This window comes from Streptomyces sp. 351MFTsu5.1 (assembly GCF_000383655.1).
Lineage (GTDB): Bacteria > Actinomycetota > Actinomycetes > Streptomycetales > Streptomycetaceae > Streptomyces > Streptomyces griseorubiginosus.
The window spans coordinates 141,549-159,276 of sequence record NZ_KB911791.1 but is presented as its reverse complement, the minus strand read 5'-3'; the positions used below and the strand labels follow the sequence as shown (position 1 = coordinate 159,276).

13 protein-coding genes and 2 pseudogenes are annotated in these 17,728 nt (G+C 70.9%); 10 read left to right on the top strand and 5 right to left on the bottom strand.

What is annotated here, in order from left to right:
* Positions 1-22 precede the first annotated feature (22 nt).
* Positions 23-1,075, top strand: a complete 1,053-nt coding sequence (locus tag H295_RS45860; RefSeq protein WP_020139406.1) for a helix-turn-helix transcriptional regulator — start codon at positions 23-25, stop codon at positions 1,073-1,075.
* Between the two features lie 43 nt (positions 1,076-1,118).
* On the opposite strand, the pseudogene ctaD reads toward H295_RS45860, so the two are convergent.
* Positions 1,119-2,654 (bottom strand): annotated as a pseudogene (ctaD, locus tag H295_RS0131875) (cytochrome c oxidase subunit I); the annotation flags it as partial.
* Positions 2,655-3,020: 366 nt separating this feature from the next.
* Between ctaD and H295_RS0131870 the strand changes: the two are divergent.
* Positions 3,021-3,236: an I78 family peptidase inhibitor gene (locus H295_RS0131870; RefSeq protein ID WP_020139404.1), complete on the top strand. Its 216-nt coding sequence runs from the start codon at positions 3,021-3,023 to the stop codon at positions 3,234-3,236.
* Positions 3,237-3,337: 101 nt separating this feature from the next.
* Here the strand turns inward: H295_RS0131870 and H295_RS0131865 are convergent, their stop codons facing one another.
* Positions 3,338-4,369 (bottom strand): phosphatase PAP2 family protein, encoded by a 1,032-nt coding sequence (locus tag H295_RS0131865; protein WP_020139403.1) that lies wholly within the window; start codon positions 4,367-4,369, stop codon positions 3,338-3,340.
* 247 nt (positions 4,370-4,616) lie between these two features.
* Positions 4,617-5,948 (bottom strand): mannosyltransferase family protein, encoded by a 1,332-nt coding sequence (locus H295_RS0131860; RefSeq protein WP_020139402.1) that lies wholly within the window; start codon positions 5,946-5,948, stop codon positions 4,617-4,619.
* Between the two features lie 262 nt (positions 5,949-6,210).
* On the opposite strand from H295_RS0131860, the gene H295_RS0131855 reads away from it, so the two are divergent.
* Complete coding sequence (locus H295_RS0131855; RefSeq protein WP_020139401.1) at positions 6,211-7,812, top strand: MFS transporter; 1,602 nt, start codon at positions 6,211-6,213, stop codon at positions 7,810-7,812.
* A gap of 115 nt (positions 7,813-7,927) precedes the next feature.
* A complete protein-coding gene (locus H295_RS0131850; protein WP_020139400.1) occupies positions 7,928-9,100 on the top strand; it encodes an acyl-CoA dehydrogenase family protein in 1,173 nt (390 codons plus the stop codon).
* Between the two features lie 37 nt (positions 9,101-9,137).
* On the opposite strand, the gene H295_RS0131845 is transcribed toward H295_RS0131850, so the two are convergent.
* Entirely contained in the window at positions 9,138-9,578 is a 441-nt protein-coding gene (locus H295_RS0131845; RefSeq protein WP_020139399.1) for a cell division protein SepF, read from the bottom strand.
* A 688-nt stretch (positions 9,579-10,266) separates the two neighbouring features.
* Between H295_RS0131845 and H295_RS0131840 the strand changes: the two genes are divergently transcribed.
* The 5 genes and pseudogenes from H295_RS0131840 (at position 10,267) to H295_RS46865 (ending at position 15,624) form a co-directional block, all read left to right on the top strand.
* On the top strand, positions 10,267-12,075 hold the full coding sequence (locus H295_RS0131840) for an FAD/NAD(P)-binding protein (RefSeq protein WP_051135642.1): 1,809 nt from the start codon (positions 10,267-10,269) through the stop codon (positions 12,073-12,075).
* Entirely contained in the window at positions 12,075-13,037 is a 963-nt protein-coding gene (locus H295_RS0131835; RefSeq protein WP_020139397.1) for an LLM class flavin-dependent oxidoreductase, read from the top strand. Before H295_RS0131840 ends, H295_RS0131835 begins: the two co-directional genes overlap by 1 nt.
* An 11-nt stretch (positions 13,038-13,048) precedes the next feature.
* Positions 13,049-14,329, top strand: a complete 1,281-nt coding sequence (locus H295_RS0131830; protein ID WP_020139396.1) for an NtaA/DmoA family FMN-dependent monooxygenase — start codon at positions 13,049-13,051, stop codon at positions 14,327-14,329.
* A gap of 2 nt (positions 14,330-14,331) precedes the next feature.
* Positions 14,332-14,436: pseudogene (locus H295_RS48770) on the top strand (hypothetical protein); the annotation flags it as partial.
* Between the two features lie 285 nt (positions 14,437-14,721).
* Entirely contained in the window at positions 14,722-15,624 is a 903-nt protein-coding gene (locus H295_RS46865) for a S1 family peptidase (RefSeq protein ID WP_020139395.1), read from the top strand.
* Positions 15,625-15,730: 106 nt separating this feature from the next.
* Here the strand turns inward: H295_RS46865 and H295_RS0131820 are convergent, their stop codons facing one another.
* On the bottom strand, positions 15,731-16,603 hold the full coding sequence (locus tag H295_RS0131820; protein ID WP_020139394.1) for an alpha/beta fold hydrolase: 873 nt from the start codon (positions 16,601-16,603) through the stop codon (positions 15,731-15,733).
* Positions 16,604-16,692: 89 nt separating this feature from the next.
* Here H295_RS0131820 and H295_RS0131815 point away from each other — a divergent pair, with 89 nt between their 5' ends.
* A complete protein-coding gene (locus H295_RS0131815) occupies positions 16,693-17,583 on the top strand; it encodes a slipin family protein (RefSeq protein ID WP_020139393.1) in 891 nt (296 codons plus the stop codon).
* Positions 17,584-17,728: the final 145 nt, after the last annotated feature.

The window sequence follows — 17,728 nt, the reverse complement described above, 5'->3', positions numbered from 1 at the left end:
GATGACTGGCAGACTCGGCTCCATGTTGGAGACCTCGGCACGACTGCTGCGCCTGCTCTCGCTCCTCCAGGCCCACCGCGACTGGTCCGGCGCCGACCTCGCCGCCCGCCTCGGCGTCACCCCGCGCACCGTGCGCCGGGACGTGGACCGGCTGCGCGAGCTGGGCTACCCCGTCAACGCCAGCCCCGGCACCGGCGGCGGCTACCAGCTGGGCGCGGGCGCCGAGCTGCCCCCGCTGCTCCTTGACGACGACGAGGCCGTCGCGGTCGCCGTCGGACTGCGCACCGCCGCCGGACAGGGCATCGAGGGCATCGGCGAGACCTCGGTGCGGGCCCTCGCCAAGCTGGAGCAGGTCCTGCCGGGCCGGCTGCGCCGCCGGGTGGGTGCCCTGAACGCCTTCACCGTGCCGATGCTGCGCGGCCCTCAGCCCTCCGCCGTCGACCCGGCCGTCCTCACCGAGCTGGCCCACCTGTGCCGGGACGCCGAGCGCCTGCGCTTCGAGTACAGCGACCACGGGGGCGCCGTAAGCCGCCGTACCGTCGAACCGCACCGCCTGGTGTGCAGCGAGCGGCGCTGGTACCTGGTCGCCTGGGACCTGGACCGCGACGACTGGCGGACCTTCCGCGTCGACCGGATCACTCCGAAGCCGCCGCACGGCCCCCGCTTCACCCCGCGCACCCCGCCCGCCGACGACCTGGCCGCCTATGTCTCGCGAGGCGTCTCCACGCGCGCGTACGCCTCGCACGCGGTCGTGCGGCTGCTGGTGCCCGTCGAGGAGGCCGCCGAGCGGATCTCGCCGAGCGCCGGAGTGCTGGAGGCGGAGGGGCCCGGCAGCTGCATCCTGCGGACCGGGGCCTCCAGCCTCGACGTCATGGTGATCCATGTGGTGCTGACCGGCTTCGAGTTCGAGGTGCTGGAGCCCGCCGAGCTGACCGAGGCGATCAGGACGGTTCGTGACCGGCTTGCTCGCTCGCTTGCTCGCTCTTCGGCTCCGGCTGCGGAGCCTGGGCCGCGTACTCAGGATGGTGCAGGTCGAACGCCGGGGACTCGGAACGGATCCGCGGCAGCGTCGTGAAGTTGTGCCGCGGCGGCGGGCAGGAGGTCGCCCACTCCAGGGAGCGACCGAAGCCCCAGGGATCGTCCACCTCGACCGGCACGCCGTACTTCGCGGTCTTCCAGATGTTGTAGAGGAACGGCAGCGTCGACATGCCGAGCAGGAACGCGCCGATTGTGGAGACCGTGTTCAGGGCGGTGAAGCCGTCCGCGGCGAGATAGTCCGCGTACCGGCGGGGCATGCCCTCCGCACCCAGCCAGTGCTGCACCAGGAACGTGGTGTGGAAGCCCACGAACAGCGTCCAGAAGTGGATCTTGCCGAGCCGTTCGTCGAGCAGTTTCCCGGTGAACTTGGGCCACCAGAAGTAGAAGCCGGCGAAGATCGCGAAGACGACCGTGCCGAAGACGACGTAGTGGAAGTGCGCCACCACGAAGTAGGTGTCCGAGACGTGGAAGTCCAGCGGCGGCGAGGCCAGCAGCACGCCGGTCAGGCCGCCGAACAGGAACGTCACCAGGAAGCCCGTGGCCCACAGCATCGGTGTCTCGAAGGACAGCGAGCCCTTGATCATCGTGCCGGTCCAGTTGAAGAACTTCACCCCTGTCGGGACGGCGATCAGGAAGCTCATGAACGAGAAGAACGGCAGCAGCACCGCGCCGGTGACGAACATGTGGTGGGCCCACACCACGATCGACAGACCGGTGATCGACATCGTGGCCGCCACCAGCGTCAGATAACCGAAGATCGGCTTGCGGCTGAAGACCGGGATGATCTCCGTGATGATGCCGAAGAACGGCAGCGCGATGATGTACACCTCGGGATGCCCGAAGAACCAGAACAGGTGCTGCCACAGCAGCGCCCCGCCGTTGCCCGCCTCGAAGACCCGCGAGCCGAAGCGCCGGTCCGCCTCCAGCACCAGCAGGGCGGCCGCGAGCACCGGGAACGCCAGCAGGATCAGGATCGACGTGAACAGGGTGTTCCAGGTGAAGATCGGCATCCGGAACATGGTCATGCCGGGTGCGCGCATCCCGATGATCGTGGTGATGAAGTTGACCGCCCCGAGGATCGTGCCGAAGCCGGCCAGCGCCAGGCCCATGATCCACAGGTCGGGGCCGACGCCGGGGGAGTGCGCGGAGTTGTTCAGGGGCGCGTAGGCGAACCAGCCGAAGGCGGCGGGACCGGTCGGCACGAGCAGCGACCCCAGCACGATCAGGCCGCCGAACAGGAAGAACCAGTACGACAGCATGTTCAGCCGCGGGAAGGCCACGTCCGGGGCGCCGATCTGGAGCGGCATCAGCTCGTTGGCGAAGCCCGCGAAGCTCGGGGTCGCGAAGAGCAGCAGCATGATCGTGCCGTGCATCGTGAACAGCTGGTTGTACTGCTGGTTGTCCATGATCTGGAGCCCGGGGCGGGCGAGTTCGGCGCGCATCAGCAGGGCCATGACCCCGCCGACCAGGAAGAACACGAACGACGTGATCAGATAGAGGTGGCCGATCTTCTTGTGGTCCGTGGTGGTCAGCCAGTCCACGACCAGCCGCCCGCGCCGCTTGTGCCGCCTGGTCCGCACGGGTCCTGCCGTCGCCTGCGCGGTCTGCGTCCCCATCGCTCGCCCCTTCGCTCGGCTCACGCCATGATGCTCGCGCCGTAGTGCGCGGCGACAGGGGGGCGTAAGGGGGTTCTGTGCCGGAACCGTGTATTTCTTATGCGGTGTCAGCTTCCCCGACCCTGTCCGGTATAGGCGGGCAAAGGAGCCGCGGCTGTTCTTCGCCCAGCCTTCTCACAGGCCTTTCGGGGAAGTCGGGGGACACGCGGGAATTTCGTTCGAATACCCGCGGACGGGCTAGGGAAACGCCCGTCCGTGTGACGCACCGCTAGGGAAACGCGGGCCTTGATCCTGTGACAGAAGCGTGACAGGAGGGGGGCCGGGTCCGGACTTCCGTGGCTGCCGGGCAGGGCCTAGCGTGGCGCCATGGCACCCATTCCCACACCGTCCGCCGAACCCGACGACAGCCCGGACACCTACGTCGGCCTCGACTCCGCAGCCGCCGAGCGGATCGCGTGCGAGCGGGGCTGGTCGACGGTACGGTCGCTGCCGCCGGGGGCGATCATCACGATGGAGTACCGCGCGGGCCGGCTGAACTTCGAGGTGAAGGACGGCTTCGTCGCGCGGGCCTGGAAGGGCTGAGATCCCCGGTACGACGACGAAGGTCCCGGCTCCTGGAAAGGAGCCGGGACCTTCGTCGTCGTACCGCTGCGAGGTGGTGTGCGTACCTGTGAAGGCGGTGGTCAGCCGCCGGTCAGCGGGCGGGTGGCCGGGGACGGGGTGCCGCGAACGAGGCGGTCGGAGTGCGGTGGACGGCGGCTGCCGGCCGGGGTGACCGGGGTGCGCTCCGAGCGGCTGGTGTGCGGGCCGGGGGACAGATGGATCGGTGTCCTGGGTCCGCGCGGCGGTGCGACGGCCTCGCGGGCCGCGGTCTCGTTCTGCGGGGCGGTGAGCGGCTTGAGCCGGGCCGGTGCGGGGGCCGTGACCGGGGTGACGGGGGCCGGGGCCCTGACGCCGCCGCGGGCCCGCCAGCGGTCGCGCAGGTCGAAGGCGTAGACCTCGGTGCGGGCGATCAGCGGCTCGAACCAGGGGAGCGCCAGCAGGATCAGCAGCCCCGCGACCCAGCCCAGCAGGACGTCGCTCAGCCAGTGCGTACCGAGGTAGACGGTGGCCATGCCGACGCCCAGCGAGGTCACCGCGGAGATCGCGGACAGCCAGCGGCGGGCCCTGGGGGTGGAGGCCAGATAGGCCAGGATTCCCCAGGTCACCACGGCGTTGGCGGTGTGACCGCTGGGAAATATATCGCCGCCCATGCCCATCTCGTTCGAGCCGATGACGGTGGCGTAGTGCGGTCCGAGCCGTCCCATGCCGTACTTGGCGGCGCCGACGGTGATGTTCAGCAGCAGCAGCGAGGTGCCGAGGGTCAGCAGCGGGCGCAGGGTGTGCTGCCGCCAGGAACGCCAGCCCAGCCAGGCCGCGACCATCACCGCGGTCGGGCCGCGCTGGCCCAGGACCACGTAGTAGTCGACGAACCAGTGGATGGACGCCCACTGCTGGTACGGCCGGAAGAACATGACCTGCCAGTCGAGGCGGACCAGCCACGAGGTGGTCACCACCAGCCACACGATCGCCAGGTAGAACGCCAGGGCCGCGACCACGAGGACCGTCCGGTGACGGCTTGCTCTCGGCACGCTGAGGTGGGCCGGCCGTTCCGGCTCACGGTCCAGCCTGGCGAACACCCGGTCCAGACGGGTGGGGTTTCGTTCGGTACGCACCCAATCGACGTTACAGCGAGTGAGCTCTGTTCCCTGTCGAATCAGCGGCTTTGTGATGACGATGTGATGTGGGATTCCTCTCAGGTGGAGGTTTATATCCAGGGATTCCGCAAAGGTGGGCGGCTCCGCCCTTCAATTCCTTTGATCATTCTGGGTTCCGGTTTTATGGCCCTTATGAATTCGTTCACCGAATCATGGGGTGGAATTGTCCGGCCGCTCATGGACGCCCGGGGGGCCGCCCCGTCGATCATGGCGGACCCGAGCCGTTCAGCCAGAACGCGCCGTACAGGGCGGAGGCGACGGTGACGGCGGCCACGACCGTGGCTGACCTGCGGGTCTTCGCTCGGGCGAGGGCCAGGGCGAGGGGGAGCAGCAGGGGGAAGGCGGGCATCAGCAGGCGCGGTTTCGAGCCGAAGTAGCTCGACGCGCACAGGGCGAGTGCCGTGACGACCCCCGCGTACACCAACAGGGGCAGCGGCTGGCCCTGGCGCACGCAGAGGACGTACAGCCGGATGATCAGAGCGACCCCGACGATCAGTCCGGCTCCGGCGAGCGCGGACGGGAACGACGTGAACTTGTCACCGATGAAACGGGCGAACGCGTACCCGCCGTCGAACCCGTTCCGCCAGCCGGCCTGGACGTCGAGGTAGCCGAGGGGGCCCTTGCCGGTGCGGTGACCGACCCACAGGACGTAGGCGGCGGTGCCGAGGGGGGCCAGCGCCATGCCGAGGGCCACGCCGGCTCCGACGCCGGGGGAGTGTGAAGGGGTGAGTGCGCCCTCCGGGTCCGGCGCGCGCCCGGTCATGGATGCCGTGCCGGGCGGGGGGGCGTGCTCGACGGCACGGGAGCCGCCCGGGTCCGCCGCGCTGCGGGTTCGCCTGTAAGTGCGGCCCTCGGCCTCACCCCGGTCCCGTTCTCCGGCGACCGTCGCGGTCGCGCCCCGGTTCCGTCGCTCCCGCAGGAAGGCCGCGGCACCTGTCACCCACACCGCCGCCACCACCGCCAGTCCGACCGGGCGGGTCAGGCCTGCCAGGGAGGCCAGGAGGCCCGCCGTCACCCACCGCCCCGTCAGGACCGCGTACAGCGACCACGCCGCCAGTGCCGTGAACAGCGACTCGCTGTACGCCATCGACTGGACGATCCCGACGGGCAGGACGGCCCACAGCAGGACCGCGCAGACGCCGGCCCGGGCGCCGTACAAGTGGTCCGTCACCGCGAAGACACCCCAGGCCGCGGCGAGCGAGGCGAGCAGGGAGACCACGAAACCCGCGTCGGCGTACGACAGGGGCGTGAGCGCGGACAGCAGTCGCTCCAGCCAGGGCAGCAGCGGGAAGAAGGCCAGGTTGGAGTGCACGTCCCCGTTGGGGAGGCGCACCTCGTAGCCGTAGCCCAGTTCCGCGACCCGGGTGTACCAGAGCGCGTCCCAGCGGGCCGTCAACAAGGTGTACGCGCTCTTGTCGCGCGCCGCGCTCCACAGGGCCAGCGTGAGAAGGCCCAGGGCGCGGACGGCCGCGTAGCCGAGCAGTGCCGGGGCGGCTCGGCGCAGGGCCCGTCCGGGGCGCGTTCCAAGATCGGTCACGGGTCCGATTATCGACCGCGCGCCGAACCGTCCGGCCCCCAGGGGCACGCGAGCAGACAAGGAGAGTGGTGTACGCCACACGAGTTCTGTCCCATGTCTGAGAGGTCCACCACTGGGCGAACGCGCGAACTCGCGTACGCTGACGTGTCACCCGCCGTTCGCTGCGCGGGCCGGAGACAGCCGCTCCTCTCCGGCCGAGATCATGGGGAGTCCCCGCCCCGTGTGCCCGCCGAACGCGAGGGAACTTCTGGGAGGTACGTACATGTCCGGGACGACCACGGCCGCCGCAGCGCTGCGCCGTCGGGCGGCCGGGGCCGGTGCAAACCGCTGGGTCGTCCTGGTCGTCCTCTGCGTCAGCCTGCTCCTGGTCGCCCTCGACGCGACGGTGCTGCACGTGGCGGTGCCCGCCGTCACCGAGGACCTCAAGCCCGGCGCGATAGAACTGCTCTGGATCGTCGACGTCTACCCGCTCGCCTGCGCCTCGCTGCTGATCCTCTTCGGCACGCTCGGCGACCGCGTGGGCCGCAGGCGCGTCCTCCTGCTCGGCTACGGCCTCTTCGGTGTCGCCTCCGCGGTCGCCGCCCTCGCGGACAGCGCCCAGGTGCTGATCCTGGCGCGGGCCCTGCTCGGCGTCGGCGGCGCGATGATCATGCCCGCGACCCTCTCGATCCTGCGCCAGGTCTTCCCCGACCGGCGTGAGCGGGCGCTCGCGATCGGCATCTGGAGCGCGGTCGCCGCGGTCGGCGCGGCGGTCGGCCCGCTGCTCGGCGGCTTCCTGCTGGAGCACTTCTGGTGGGGCTCGGTCTTCCTCGTCAACATCCCCCTGATGCTGGTCAGCCTGCCGGTCGGCCGACTGCTGCTGCCCGAGTCGAAGGGCAGCGCGGACGGCCCCTGGGACGTGGTCGGCGCCCTCATGGCGGCCGCCGGCCTGTTCGCCCTGGTGCTCGGCGTGAAGCGGCTCGGCGGCGGCGAGCTCGACGCCTTCACCGCGGTCCCGCTGATCGTGGGCACACTGTCGCTGGTCCTGTTCGTACGACGGCAGCGGCGGCGCACCCACCCCTTGGTGGACCTGCGGATGTTCGCGCGGCCCGCGTTCAGCACCTCCGTCGGCTGCATCGTCCTCGCGATGCTCGCCCTCGTGGGCCTCGAACTGATCGCGGCGCAGTATCTCCAGCTGGTCCTGGACCTCTCCCCGCTGGAGACCGGTCTGCGACTGCTGCCGCTCACCGTCGCCGCGATGGCGGCCGGGCTCGCCGGGGCGCGTCTGCTGCGGCGGTTCGGTCCGCGCCGGATGGTCAGCGCCGGGTTCTGTCTCACCGCCCTGGCCGTCCTGCTGCTCACCGCGATGGGCGACACCGACAACACCGGCCTGCTCCTGTCCGGGTTCGTCCTGCTCGGGTTCGGCCTGGAGACCACGCTCTTCGGGGCATACGAGTCGATGCTCAGCGAGGCACCCCCGGAGCAGGCCGGCGGGGCCGCCGCGATCGGCGAGACCTCCTACCAACTGGGCGCCGGCATCGGGATCGCCCTGCTCGGCAGCGTGATGAACGCGGCCTACACCCCTGGCCTCTCGGGCGTGCCCGGGGTCCCCGAGTCGGCGTCCCGGTCGGCCGGGCACTCCCTCGGCGAGGCCTACGACGTGGCCGGCAGCCTCGGCGGATCCGCGGGGGTCGCCCTGCGCCGCGCCGCCCGGGACTCCTTCGTGCACGGTCTGCACGTGACCCTGCTGGTGAGCGCGGGGTTGCTGGTGCTGGGCGCGGTGATGGCGCTGCGGCTGCCGCGCACCATGCAGTGCGGTGAGACGCCGACGGCCGTGGAACTGCCCTCGCCCCGTGAGGTCGCGGAGTCCCGCGTCTCGGCCTGAGGTGCGTCCTGCCGGGCGGGCGTCTGGCTGTGCGGGGGCCCGCGTTGTAGCGTCGGCCCCGCACGACTGATTAGCGCTGCTAGTTTCGAGCCGCTCGCCCGCCGGAGGATGTGCCATGCCCCCGTTCGACCCCGCCGACCCCCTCGGCATCGACGACCTGCTGGAGCCGGAGGACCTGGCGATCCGCGCGACCGTGCGGACCTGGGCCGCCGACCGCGTCCTGCCGCGCGTCGCCGACTGGTACGAGAAGGGCGAGCTGCCGGAGATCAGGGAACTGGCCCGTGAGCTCGGTGAGATCGGCGCGCTGGGGATGTCGCTCAGCGGGTACGGCTGCGCCGGCGCCTCCGCGGTGCAGTACGGACTCGCCTGTCTGGAGCTGGAGGCGGCCGACTCCGGGATCCGCTCCCTCGTCTCGGTGCAGGGCTCCCTCGCCATGTACGCGATCCACCGCTTCGGCAGCGAGGAGCAGAAGCAGACCTGGCTGCCCCGCATGGCCGCCGGCGAGGTCATCGGCTGCTTCGGGCTGACCGAGCCGGACCATGGCTCCGACCCCGCCTCCATGCGGACGTACGCCAAGAAGGACGGCACGGACTGGGTCCTGAACGGGCGCAAGATGTGGATCACCAACGGCTCGGTCGCCGGGGTCGCCGTGGTGTGGGCGCAGACCGACGACGGCATCCGCGGGTTCGTGGTGCCGACCGACGTGCCGGGTTTCTCGGCGCCCGAGATCAAGCACAAGTGGTCGCTGCGGGCCAGTGTCACCAGCGAGCTGGTCCTGGACGACGTACGGCTGCCCGCCGACGCGGTGCTGCCGGAGGTCGCCGGGCTCAAGGGGCCGCTGAGCTGTCTCTCGCACGCCCGGTACGGGATCGTGTGGGGGTCGATGGGCGCGGCGCGGGCGTGTTTCGAGGCCGCCGTCGACTACGCGAAGACGCGCGAGCAGTTCGGGCGGCCGATCGGCGGCTTCCAGCTGACCCAGGCCAAGCTCGCCGACATGGCGGTCGAACTGCACAAGGGGATCCTGCTCGCCCACCACCTGGGGCGCCGCATGGACGCCGGCCGCCTGCGTCCCGAGCAGGTCAGCTTCGGCAAGCTCAACAACGTCCGCGAGGCCATCGAGATCTGCCGTACGGCACGGACGATCCTCGGTGCCAACGGGATCTCCCTCGAATACCCCGTGATGCGGCACGCGACGAACCTCGAGTCGGTGCTGACGTACGAGGGCACCGTCGAGATGCACCAGCTGGTGCTGGGCAAGGCGCTCACCGGACTGGACGCGTTCCGGTAGAGCCTGCGCGGGGGCAGGGCCGACGAGCGGCCCTGCCTCAGCTCTGGTTGAAGAAGCCGTCCGTGCGGTGCTGTGCCGGGTCGCCGTTCACGATCTCCGTGTTGGCGGGGGTCAGCAGGAACACCCGGGTGGACACCCGTTCGATGGAGCCGCGCAGTCCGAAGATCAGCCCGGCCGCGAAGTCGACGACGCGCTTGGCGTCACCGGCCTCCATCGCGGTGAGGTTCATGATGACGGGGACGCCGTCGCGGAACATCTCGCCGATGGCCCGGGCGTCTCTGAAGCTGTCGGGGGTCACCGTGCCGATCCGGCGGCCCTTCTCCTCGGCGACGTCCGAGGCCACCTTGACCCGGGGGTCGGTGACCCAGGCATCCCCGGGCTCGGTCCCTTCGGAGTATCCGTCGTCGTCGTAGTAACGCTCGTCATCGTTGTCGTCAACGAGGCCCAGCCAGGCACTCGCTTTGCGCACCGATCCCATGGACGCCTCCTCTCACAGCGGTCTCTCTTGCTTATGTATCCCTATGGTCATCCATGATGCGGATCGCGCGCCAAGTGGATAGCCGCCGCGCGGGGGGTTTGTGACGGTACTGGTGCACAGGGAATACGTCGAGAGCCCGGGTGCCCCAAGGGTCGTTTCCCATACGGCTGCTGACTATGAGTGAAATATGATTCTTCGGGGCGTATGGGTGACGAGTGGGACAAACGGGTGAGCAGGAGAGCCGTCTGAGGCGTCGTCAGTTCTGTTGCCGGGTGAGGGGAGGGGCGTGTGTGAAGGCGAAGAACGCGGAAAAGGGAGGAGAACGCGAAAGGCGCCCCGCGGAACGGGGGCGCGCAGTGGGTCAGCTCAACAGGAGGAGGACCACACGCGACCGAGGTCGATGTGGGAGCGCTTGACCAGCCACTGCTGCGGATGCATGGGGTAAGTGGAACAGGCATGCGGTGGGGCGTCAACTGACTTGAGACGTACGGCTCACAGTGTGGACGACCTTGACAGCGAGGGGAAACGCCCCCGTAGTCTCACAGGGCGGCTGCTGCTGAGGGGCTCGGCCGCGACCGTGTGAAGGCAACCGTCCGAGTTCATTCAACTCGCTGCAACGGAGCCCTTGCATGCCCACGTGCACCCTCGCCAAAGCCCCCGCCGCGCCCGGCATACCGGAGCGCACCCGATGAGACGCTCACTGGTGATCGTGGGGGCCGGTCCGCGGGGGACCGGTCTGATCGAGCGGATCGCCGCCAACGCCCCCGAGCTGTACGACGGCCGGGGCCTGGACGTCCACCTCGTGGACCCGCATCCACCCGGCGCCGGACGCATCTGGCGCGCGGCCCAGTCCCCGCTGCTGTGGATGAACTCGCACGCCGAGGACGTCACCATGTTCACCGACGAGACCGTGGACATGGCAGGACCCGTGAACCCCGGCCCCACCCTGCACGAGTGGGCCGGCATCGACGGCCGCACCTTCGCCGACCGGCAGCTCCAGGGCGCCTACCTGCGCTGGGTCCACGAACGGGCGGTGGCCGCGCTTCCGGACGGCGTCACCGTGCACCACCACCCGCTGCGCGCCCTGCGGGTGAGCGGACCCCGCGAGGGCCGGCAGCAGGTCTGGCTGGAGGGCCGGCCACACCCGCTCCACGCCGACCTGGTCGTCCTGGCGCTCGGCCACCTCGACGCCGAACTCGACGCGGAACAGCGCGACCTCGCCGAGTACGCCCGCACCCACGGCCTGGTCCACCTGCCGCCCGACTTCACCGCCGACAGCGACCTGTCCGCACTCGCGCCCGGCGAACCCGTCCTGGTCCGCGGCTTCGGACTCGCCTTCGTCGACCTGATGGTGCTGCTCACCGAGGGCCGGGGCGGACGGTACGACGGGGACACCTACGTCCCCTCGGGCCGGGAGCCGGTGCTCCACGTCGGATCGCGGCGCGGAGTGCCGTACCACTCGAAGATCGGCTACGACTGGACCGGCGACCGGCCGCCGCTGCCCCGCTTCCTGGGGCCGGACCGGATCGACGCACTGTCGGCCCGGCTCGGGGGCTTCGACTTCGGAGCGGATGTGTGGCCGCTCGTCGAGAAGGAGCTCGGGTTCGCCCACTACCACCGGCTGTTCACCGTGCACCCGGAGCGGACCGCGATGCCCTGGGCCGACTTCGAGGAGAAGTACGCGGTGGCGGATCCCGCCGAGCGCGGGGTGCTGGTCACCGCCGCTGTGCCGGACCCCGGCGACCGGCTCGACCTCGCCCGGCTGGACCGCCCGCTGGAGGGCGTGCGGTTCGGGTCGCACGAGGAACTCCAGGAAGGGCTGCGGGAGTACGTCGACGCCGATCTCAGCCGCCGCCACGACCCCTCGCACAGCCCGGACCTGGCCGTCTTCCTCGGGCTGCTCTCCGTCTACGGGCAGCTGGTGAAGCTAGGGGACATCGGCGGGTGGTGGCACGGCTTCTTCAGCTACCTCGCGTCCGGGCCGCCCGGGCCCCGGCTGCGGCAACTGCTCGCGCTGTCCCGGGCCGGGGTGGTCAGGTTCGTCGGCGCGGACATGGAGGTGCGCGCCGAGAACGGGGTGTTCCGGGCGTCGAGCCCCACGGTGCCGGGGGCTTCGGTCGAGGGCCGGGCACTGGTCGAGGCGAGACTGCCCGAACCCACCGTCCGGCGGGCCCTCGATCCGCTGCTGCGCGAGCTGCATGCCGAGGGGGTCGCCGAGAGCCCGGACGGGCTGCTGCGGGTGGACCGGGCCGACGGGCGGCTCCTGGACCGGTCCGGCAGGCCGCACCCACGGCGCTTCGCCCTCGGACCGCACACCGACGGCCGTACCCCCGGTGCCTTCACCCGGCCCCGCACTGGCGGACCCGCCTTCCGGCAGAACGACGCGACGGCCCGGGCCGCGCTGCTGTTCCTCACCGAACTCGCCGAGGTCGCAGAGGTCGCCGAACTGGCCGAGGTCGCCGAGGTCGCCGACCGTGAGAAGAAGGCGGTGCTGTGATGCTGCATCTCTCCGTCGCCCTGGACCAGCAGTCCGTCTACGCCGCCGCCTCCTACGTCGCCCTCGCCCGGCTCGCCGAGCGCGGCGGGCTCGACTTCGTGACGCTGGACGACACCTTCGCCCGGCCCGGCCCCGACGCGCTCGCCGTGCTGTCCCGGGTCGCGCCCGCCACCAGCCGGATCGGCCTGGTGCCCACCGTCACCACCACTCACACCGAGCCCTTCCACGTCCAGGCCGCCGTCGCCACCCTCGACTGGGTCAGCCGGGGCCGGGCCGGCTGGCGGCTCGACGTGTCGGCCACCGAGGGCGAGGCCCGCCTCTTCGGCCGCCGACACGCGGCCGCAGCCGACGTCCTGTGGCAGGAGGCCGGTGAAGTCGCCGACGTGGCCGCGAAGCTGTGGGACAGCTGGGAGGACGACGCCGAGAAACGGGACGTGCCGACCAGCCGCTTCATCGACCGGGACAAGCTCCACCGCGTCGACTTCCGGGGCACGTCCTTCTCGGTCAAGGGTCCCTCGATCGTGCCCCGGCCACAGCAGGGCCACCCCGTCCGCGTGATCGACGCCACCGAGGGCCAGGCCCGGCGGACGGCCGCGCGGTACGCCGACGTGGCCCTGGTACGGGCCGCCGGCGCCGGGCAGGCGGCCGACGTACGCGCACAACTGCGCTCCCGGGCGGCCGAGTACGGCCCCCGGCCGAGCGCACAGGGGCCCCTGTACCGGGGCGGCCCCGTCGACCTGGCGGAACTGATCGCCGGCTGGCACGGCGAGGGCGTCGCCGACGGCTTCCACCTTGTCCCCACCGAACCGCTTCGCGACCTGGAGCGGCTGGTCAACGGCACGGTGGCGCTGCTTCAGCACCGCGGACTGTTCCGCACCTTCTACCCGGGCAGCACGCTCAGGGAGCACCTGGGCCTCGCGCGGCCCGCCAACCAGTACGCGGTGACCGGGGGAGCCTCGTGAGCCGCAGGCAGATGCACCTGGCGGCCCACTTCCCGGGCGTCGACAACACCACCGTGTGGGCCGATCCGGAGTCCGGGTCCCAGATCGAGTTCTCCTCCTTCGAGCACCTGGCCCGTACCGCCGAGCGCGGACTGTTCGACTTCTTCTTCCTCGCCGAGGGACTGCGGCTGCGCGAACACAAGGGCCGGATCCACGACTTGGACGTGGTCGGGCGTCCCGAGTCGATCACCGTCCTGAACGCCCTGGCCGCCGTCACCGAACGGCTCGGACTCGCCGCCACCGTCAACGCCACCTTCAACGAGCCCTACGAACTCGCCCGCAGGTTCGCCACCCTGGACCACCTCAGCGGCGGCCGGGCCGCCTGGAACGTGGTCACCTCCTCCGACGCCTTCACCGGGGAGAACTTCCGGCGTGGCGGCTACCTGGACCGGGCGGAGCGCTATACGCGGGCCGCCGAATTCCTCGCCACTGCACGGGAGTTGTGGGACTCCTGGACGCCGGACGGGATACCGCGGCCGTTCGCGCACCGCGGGCGGCACTTCGACATCGCGGGCGAGTTCACCCTGCCGCGTTCACCGCAGGGGCACCCGGTCGTCATCCAGGCCGGGGACTCCGACGAGGGAAGGGAGTTCGCCGCCTCCGCCGCCGACGTGATCTTCACATGGCACAGCTCGCTGGAGGACGGCCGCGCCTTCTACGCCGACGTGAAGCGACGGCTCGCCAAGTACGGTCGCGCGCAGGGTGACTTGAAGATCATGCCCGCGGTCGGTGTCGTCCTCGGCGACACCGCGGCCGAGGCCCAGGAACGCGCCGCCGAGATCCGCAGACAGCAGACCTCGCCGCAGACCGCGCTGCTCATCCTGGAGCAGATCTGGGGTGTCGACCTGTCCTCCTACGATCCGGACGGCCCCCTCCCCGACATCGACCCGGTGATCGATCCGGCGCTCACCCGGGGGCGGACCCGGCGCGGTGACACGGTCGCGATCGCGGAGAAGTGGCGGGCCCTGTCCAAGGAGAAGGGGCTGTCGATCCGGGAGACCGTGATCGAGGCGGGCGGCCGGCACGTCTTCACCGGCACCCCGGAAGCCGTCGCCGACGAACTCGACGAGCATGTGCGGCGCGCGGCCGCCGACGGATTCGTCCTCGTGCCCCGTCTGACCCCGGGCGGACTCGACGAGTTCGTGGACCGGGTGGTCCCGCTGCTCCAGGAGCGCGGCGCGTTCCGCACCGAGTACCGCGGCACCACCCTGCGTTCGCATCTGCGGCTCCCCGAACCCAGGAACCGGCGCTGAGGGTGGCTGTCCAGGAGGACGATTCGCCATGGGCGGTTTTCGGCGATGCGACGAGCGGGGACGGAAGTCACCGATTCCGGTTCCTGTACCCGGCCGCTCCCGACGCCGAGGGCCGTACGACGATCGACTTCAACCGGGCGCTGCTGCCGCCTTGCGCCTTCGCCGAGCGCGACGTGATCCGATCGCTTCAGGTTCCCTCCGGATCGCAAAGGTGTGTCAAAGTCGCGGCCGAAATGCGCCCTTGCGGCGACCGGTCGTTCGGCCGAATACTCCCCCTCAGCGCTTGTCAGGGGCACGACGTGTTCGAAACCCGGACGGGACGTGCCTCCGACTGCGCCTCACGGGCCCCGACCCCACGCGGGCCCCCGAATTCCCCTGGGAGGGAACGAAACGTGAGGATCAAGCGCACCACCCCCCGCAGTGGCATCACGAGACGCACCCGGCTGATCGCCGGTACCACCGGCCTCGTGGCCGCGGCAGCCATCGCGGTCCCCAGCTCGAACGCGACCGCTGCGACCCCGTTCAGCACCGCCGAGCTCAAGAGCGCCAGCAACTCGGTGCTCAAGGCCGACATCCCCGGCACCGCCTGGGCCGTGAGCGGCAACCGTGTCGTCGTCACCGTCGACAGCACGGTCTCGCAGGCCGAGATCGCCAAGATCAAGGAGCAGGCCGGCGGCAACGCCGACGCGCTCACGATCAAGCGGACCCCGGGCAAGTTCAACAAGCTGATCTCCGGCGGCGACGCCATCTATGCGAGTAGCTGGCGCTGCTCCCTCGGCTTCAACGTCCGCAGCGGCAGCACCTACTACTTCCTGACCGCCGGTCACTGCACCGACGGCGCGGGCACCTGGTGGTCCAACTCCGGGCACACCAGCACGCTCGGTTCGACGGCGGGCTCCAGCTTCCCGACCAACGACTACGGCCTCGTCAAGTACTCGACGAGCTACCCGGTCTCGTCGATCTCCGGCACCGTCGGCAGCGTCGACATCACCAGCGCCGCCACGCCCTCCGTGGGCACGACGGTCTACCGGCGCGGTTCCACCACCGGCATCCACAGCGGCCGGGTCACCGCGCTGAACGCGACCGTCAACTACGGCGGCGGTGACGTCGTCTACGGCATGATCCAGACCACGGTCTGCGCCGAGCCCGGCGACTCCGGCGGCCCGCTCTACTCGAACAGCGGTATCGCCTACGGTCTGACCTCCGGCGGCAGCGGCAACTGCTCCTCCGGCGGCACGACCTTCTTCCAGCCGGTCACCGAGGCACTGAGCGCGTACGGCGTCAGCGTCTTCTAGGTTCCGGAGCCCCTGGGGACCTTCCGAGCCCCTGGAGCGCGGCCGACACCCGGTGAGCCCCCGCACGCGAGCGCCGTGCGGGGGCTCGCTGTCGGGTGCGGTCCCGTCACGGGGCGGACGGAGCGAGCCAGTCCAGTACGGCGGGCAGGGCCTCCAGGGCGCCGAAGTGGCCGGCGTCCTGGTCCAGTACGGGCCGGGCGCGCGGGACGTGGTGCGCGAGCCACTTGAAGTGACCGACCGGGGACAGGGTGTCCCCGGCTCCGTGCCACAGCAGGACGGGCCTGGTGACGGTCGCCGGGTCGAAGCCCCAGTTGCTGAGCAGCGCGAGGGTGTCGTCGAGCCAGCCGTACGACGAGTCGCGCAGCGCCTCGCGGTATCCCCGCAGCAACTGCTCGCCGGTCGCCGGGGCGGACAGGATCCGCCGGTCGGAGTCGGTGAGCCCGTCGCGCAGCGCCACGAGCCGCTGGGCCGGGTCCCTGCGGATGTCGGCGGCGCGGGCGGCGAGCCGGTCGGCGTAGGCGAGCGGGTCGGTGAGCGCCAGGGTGAACTCCTCGACGGCGGAGTGGGCCATGCCGTCGAACCAGCTCAGGTCCCGCGCGTCCGGGGGCGCCGGACAGGCCAGGACCGCCGCCCGCCGTACCCGGGAGGGCAGCAGCGCGGCGCAGGCCAGGGCGTGCGGGGCGCCGCCGAAGAGGCCGAGCACCGAGAAGGAGCCAAGGCCGAGCGTGTCGGCCACGTCCCGCACGTCCCGGGCGGCGTCGGCCACGCGTCGGCCGGGTTGCCGGTCGGACCCGCCGTAGCCCGGGCGGTCGTAGGAGATGAACCGGGTGCGCGGACGCGCGGTCAGCACGTCCTCGGGTACGACCCCGAAGCGGCCGCCGGGAGTGCCGTGCAGCAGGATCACCGGAGTGCCGTCCGGGTCGCCGTACTCCTCGACGGTCAGTCCGCGACCGTCCTGTGTCCTTGTGCCGAGGGTCACCTGCGTCCTCCGTCTCCCCTTTGTGCACATGCCGGAGTTACCGTCGAAGTACACACCTTGAGCGCCTGGTTCGGACCCTGGGGGTCGCGATGGTCGAGGAGCTGGTGGCGGCGGGCGTCACGCTCGTGTCCGCCGGAGCGGTGTACACGATGGCGGCCGCGCGGGTCGTCAAACAGTACGAACGGGGCGTGGTCTTCCGCCTCGGCAGGTTGCGGCCGGAGGTGCGGGGGCCGGGCTTCACCATGATCGTTCCGGGCATCGACAGGCTCCGGAAGGTCAACATGCAGATCGTGACCATGCCGGTGCCCGCGCAGGAGGGCATCACCCGGGACAACGTCACCGTGCGGGTGGACGCCGTCGTCTACTTCCGGGTGACCGGGCCGGCCGAGGCGGTCGTGCGGGTGGAGGACTACCGGTTCGCGGTCTCGCAGATGGCGCAGACGTCGTTGCGGTCCATCATCGGCAAGAGCGAGCTGGACGATCTGCTGGCCGACCGCGAGAAGCTCAACCAGGGGCTGGAGTTGATGATCGACAGTCCCGCGGTCGAGTGGGGGGTGACCATCGACCGTGTCGAGATCAAGGACGTGTCGCTGCCCGAGACGATGAAGCGGTCCATGGCCCGGCAGGCCGAGGCGGACCGGGAGCGGCGGGCCCGGGTCATCAACGCGGACGCGGAGCTCCAGGCGTCGAAGAAGCTGGCCGAGGCGGCCAAGGAGATGTCCGAGCAGCCGGCCGCGCTGCAACTCCGGTTGCTGCAGACGGTGGTGGCGGTGGCGGCGGAGAAGAACTCCACGCTGGTGCTGCCGTTCCCGGTGGAGTTGCTGCGGTTCCTGGAGAAGGCGCAGCAGGGGCAGCAGGTGGTGCCGGCGGTTCAGCAACCGGTGGTGCCGGCGGTTCAGCAACCGGTGCAGGAGCAACTTCCGTCTCCTCCGTCCCGGTTGGATGTCGTGTCCGGAGGGGCGGATTCAGGACAGGACTAGACCTCGCGAGGGCGTGTTGAATCACGCGGGGGTTGTGTTTGCGCTGTGAACGCGGCTGACGTGATCGTGCACTGTCAACTCCGAAGGGGGCGTGGAACCGCGTTCTACGCGCGTCCGGAAGTCAACCTTGTGCGCCCCCTGTGGG